This is a genomic window from Candidatus Fermentibacter sp. (assembly GCA_030373045.1).
In the GTDB taxonomy this organism is placed as follows: domain Bacteria; phylum Fermentibacterota; class Fermentibacteria; order Fermentibacterales; family Fermentibacteraceae; genus Fermentibacter.
Genome location: JAUCPW010000034.1, coordinates 1 through 4,462 on the forward strand (window position 1 = coordinate 1; position 4,462 = coordinate 4,462).

Annotated in this window: 3 protein-coding genes; 1 reads left to right on the forward strand and 2 read right to left on the reverse strand. The window is 63.9% G+C overall.

The annotated features are described in order from the left end of the window. The first annotated feature begins 1,104 nt into the window (after window positions 1–1,104). The gene (locus QUS11_06695; protein ID MDM7992986.1) at window positions 1,105–2,433 is read left to right on the forward strand and encodes a hypothetical protein; all 1,329 of its coding nucleotides are present in this window, start codon (window positions 1,105–1,107) and stop codon (window positions 2,431–2,433) included. 153 nt (window positions 2,434–2,586) lie between these two features. Here QUS11_06695 and QUS11_06700 read toward each other — a convergent pair whose 3' ends face one another. After that, window positions 2,587–3,600, reverse strand: a complete 1,014-nt coding sequence (locus QUS11_06700; protein MDM7992987.1) for a T9SS type A sorting domain-containing protein — start codon at window positions 3,598–3,600, stop codon at window positions 2,587–2,589. Window positions 3,601–3,901: 301 nt separating this feature from the next. Then, a partial coding sequence (locus QUS11_06705; GenBank protein MDM7992988.1) for an FG-GAP-like repeat-containing protein occupies window positions 3,902–4,462 on the reverse strand: 561 nt, incomplete at its 5' end.

The following is a 4,462-nucleotide window of genomic DNA, read 5'->3' on the forward strand; positions in this document are numbered from 1 at the left end:
TGTGCACGTCTGAGGAGTAATCGTCGCTCCGGCCGTCATCCCGTCAACTGCAGCCTTCATCCCTTCCCCCTTCGGGGTGGGGAGAATTCAATTGCCACGAGTGGGGATTATTGGAGTGCCGCTGACAAACACGATTCACCTCCCTCCATCTAGTTAAAATGCATATAATAATAATCTATGGAACAAACCATGTCAAAGTCGATTGTTGAGTGAAGTGGCCCCGGTTTTGTGGACAGCCTGAGGGGCGGTCAGCGTTAAAACCAGGCTGCTTCATCGTTTCCGGTTTCCCGGGTTGAGTATACGGCATACGGAATACTGTTCCACAAAGAAGGGCGCTTCCTCTCCGAGTTGTACCATCTCAGATACCTGCCCAGAAGGTCCGGTCTATCTCCATTCCTTCTCATGCGTCTTCATCGGTTCGAAACGTGTCGCGTATGGACCGCCAGTCTCCACCTCTGGTGTCGACTTGCAAAACGCAGGATCTGGACGATCCTGCGTTTGTCACGCTCACAACAGACAAATACAGCAGATTCAGTTCGCGTGACTGGCCCTCCCGGGGACTGCGTATCCCGTCCGGACCGCCACTTCCCGCGTCCGCGGGAACAAGCAGGTCCGGCAGTGGCTTGCCGCCTTTCGATCAATCCTTCACGGCAAGCCGCGAAAGGACCGAAGGCTCTTCCTCAGACGGCACGGCCTTTCGCGGTTCTCGAATCTCGCGAAGCGAGACTGCGATAGCCTGCCTGCGAACAACCGCCGAAGTGCTACCCGTCGATTCCCTCATTCCGGCTGAGCCGGAATGAGCAAAGGAAGCGACAGTGACTTTGCGCAGCAAAGTCGCGAGAGCGATCCAGCCTAATTCTGGTGGCACGCGCACCCGCAGTTTCTTCGAAACTGCTGTAGCGCTACCCGTCGATTTCGCGGGGCGAAATCGATGACCTGCGATCGACCCGCCCTCAGCGAAAGCCTTGCGCGGAGCTGCCTTCCGCAGGCATCGCCCCCGGGCACCCGGACGGCTGTCGATCCCGGCGGGCCGGCCTGCCGGCGGGAGATCCGCCGTTGACGCATCATCGACGGGGCCCCAGTATGCGAACGGGAGGTTGGCAAATGGTTGTCGATCCGGTGAAGACGGCATCCGTCTCCGTCGGGCTCGTCGCTCTGCTGGCGGCTGTCCCGGCGCCCTGCCCGGCCTCGCCCACGTTCCTCGCCGCGTATCCGTGCGAGGGGGACGACTTCCTGAGAGGATCGATGGAGGTCTCCGCCGGATACTGGCTCTTCGGATCGGTTCCGGCCTCCGGCAGCGGCGACTCCAGGATACTGGCCGTGGATCCGTATGGAGTGATCCTGCTCGATTCGCTGCCTCCATGCGAGAGCTATGCTGCGTGCCTCTCCCCGGACGGCTGCATCGTCTCGGCTTTCGCGCAGGACGGTATGCCCGTGATCAGGATGGATTCGCAGACCGGCTCGCCGGTCTGGCTCAGGCAGTATCCCGCATACCCGGGCTGCCTTCCCGCGGCGATCACCCCGCGGCCGGGCGGAGGCTACCTGGCTGCCATGGGCGGCAGTTCCGGCTCGCTGGTCCTCGGGCTCGATCCCGGAGGGAACGTCAAGTGGGACGCGGTGATCCCCGCGTCGACGCCCACCGCGATATCCGCAGCGCCCGGGGATACCGCCCTGGTGTCGGTGATCGTCACCGGGGGCTCGGGGGTGGTCATTCTCGATCCCGACGGCCAGACCGCCGGGGGATTCGACTGTCCCGGACTCATCCTGAGAGACATCGAGCCTTTCCAGGGAGATGTCGCTCTGGCGGCGGTGGGGTCCGGTGTGATCCTCTGCGATCGATCCGGCCTGCAGGCATGGCAGTATTCACCACCCGGGGTCGAGGTCTTCGGTCTGGTGGTGTCCGGCGACCGTCTCGCAGCCGCCGGGAGCATCATGGAGGGCTCCGCCAGGAGGAGCTTCCTCGCCCTGCTGGATGCAGACGGAGCTGCCGTCTGGGAACGGAGCTACGGCTACGGCGACTCGTTCCGTTCGATCTCCGTCTCTCCCTGCTCCGACGGCGGATTCTGCTCCGTCGGAGGGTACGACGAGGGGATCTCCCTGGGGTCGTTCGCGATACGCACCGACTCCCTGGGCCTTGTGTGGCCTGATGGAGTCGGAGGGCAGGAACCCGCTCCGGGGACGCCTGTTCTCACGGCATCCTGCAATCCGTCCACATCGTCGATCTGGATCACATATGCCGGCGGACCGCCGCCGGAACGGCTCCTGGTGTTCGATTGCTCGGGGAGGCTGGTGGAGAGACTCTCTCCGACGGACGACGGCAGGTTCCTCTGGGACGGTTCCGGCGAATCAGGGATGGAGGCTCCGGCGGGCGTCTACCTGGTGAGCCCGGCCTCTGGCCACCCGGCTACTGTTCTACGCCTGGTCAGGCTTTAGGCGCTTGTTCCTGCGCCTGCAGGAACAAGCAGGCACGTCAGCGGTCCGCCACGATGTGAACGCGTGAATGGCGGACTGCGAGAGTGCCCGGACTCACCCTCCTGCCGGCTCCGCCGTGCCGCCAGTTTCGCTGTGCGAAACTGGTGGGTGGCACTACAGCATGACGAGGCGGTGGAGCGAAGCCCCCGACCGTGTCGAAATCCTCACGAGGTATACCCCCGGAGCGAAGCCGCCGATCCCGGTCTCGTTGACCCCGGCTGCGGCCGGGATCGCGGGCGCCTCCTGCACGAGCCTCCCCGAGACGTCGAAGACCGACACGTCCACGGCCGCTGCGGAATCCAGGACGAATCTCACGGTCGCCAGGCCCGCCGCCGGATTGGGGAAGACGCACGACGAGGAGATGATCCCGATGCCTTCATCCTCGATGCCGCCCATGTCCCGGCAGTAGCGGTTGATCATGCCGGTTTCGGGGTCGCTGAAGTAGAAGCGGTTGTACTCGGATGCGGGTCCGACTCCTCTGGCGCTCTCGTATTCGCCGAATCCCAGTGTATCGTAGCTGTCCGGATCGGAGTAGCACCTCACGGGTGAAATCGAATCCTCGCATGCAACCGGTATCACGTCCCACGACCGGGGAGGCCCGATGTCGTACACCTCGGGACAGCCCTCGATATCGAGGTAAACCTCCATGGGAGCAGATCCGACCGGAAGCCGGACCTCGTAGACGATCCGGGTGGCCGAGTCGATGAAGAACAGCGCGACCGTATACGGACTGGAGTCCAGGACACCGATGTCCAGGCCGGTTATGGTCAGAACGCCGCTGTCGGAGAAGTCATGGGTCGCGATGATGGTACCGCTCGTGTCCATCTCGTGGATCAGCGCCGTGCCTGCCTCTGAGAACCAGAGGCGGTTCTCTACAGCCCCGCCGAAGCCGAGGCCCACCGGAGTGTTGCAGGTGAAGGGCAGTGGAATCGTATCCTGGGGCACTCCCGTCCAGTTGTTTACCTTGTAGATCACGCCGTCGACCGGATCCATCGCGTAGACAGAGAGGCCATCCCCGGCCAGCGCGGTGATGTCGTCTCCCGGGGCGGGGAAGCTCCTCTCGACGAACTGGGCGTCTGCCGCCGACACAAGAAGCACGGCAGGAATGACGAAACCTGCGATCCTCATGGCCTCGCTCCTCCCTCCCGATGATCCCGTAGTGATTCCAATATCGAGGCATCGTATACGGTGGTCAATCATCCGTCTGCATGCCGTGCAACTCGTGACTCCAGCAGCCCATACGGTCACTTCGCGCAGGCGAAACTGACCGGATCGGCAGCGATCGGTCATCCACATGATGGCCTGTCAGGCGAAGCGCGGGAGGGTCGTAGCAGGCATCCTCCGATGAGTTCATCGGAAAGCTGCGAGAGGACAGGGTTGCCTTTCGGACGACTCCTGAAGGGCGGCAGTCATGATCGCCCCGGGCGGATCAGAGCACCAGCAGTCTCCTCGAGCAGCTCCCGCCGTCCCGCGAGGCCGACAGGAAGCAGATTTCCTCTGCTCCGCCCGGGACTTCGAGGCTCCCGGAACCCCCGGGCTGGGCAGGCAGCAGCGCCAGCGTCCTGCCCGCCCTGTCGCTCAGGGCCAGGTCGGCGCATTCTCCTGCCGGCAGGGCGAGGAAGTATCGCAGGACCCCCCGGGTGAAGGGCCCCCGGACGGCCAGCATCCCCTCTGCCTGTGCACCGTCGGCCGTGTCCTCGTCCGCCGGGAGACCCCTGAACACGTAGATCCATCCCGCATGGCAGCCCACCAGGAGGTCGTTCGTCCCGTCCGAATCGTAGTCGCAGACGGTGGGTCTCGCCCGGCCGCATCCCGCGTACCGTGTGAAGACATCCACCGGGCCTTCCTCGCACCAGAGCAGGATGCTGGAGGTGAAGCGGGGTTCTCCATCCGATCCCGTGTTCTCGGAGTAGAGGACCTCCCCCGATTCGCAGCCCAGGACAAGGTCCCAGTCTCCATCCCCGTCGAGATCGCCGGTCTGCGCGGTGGT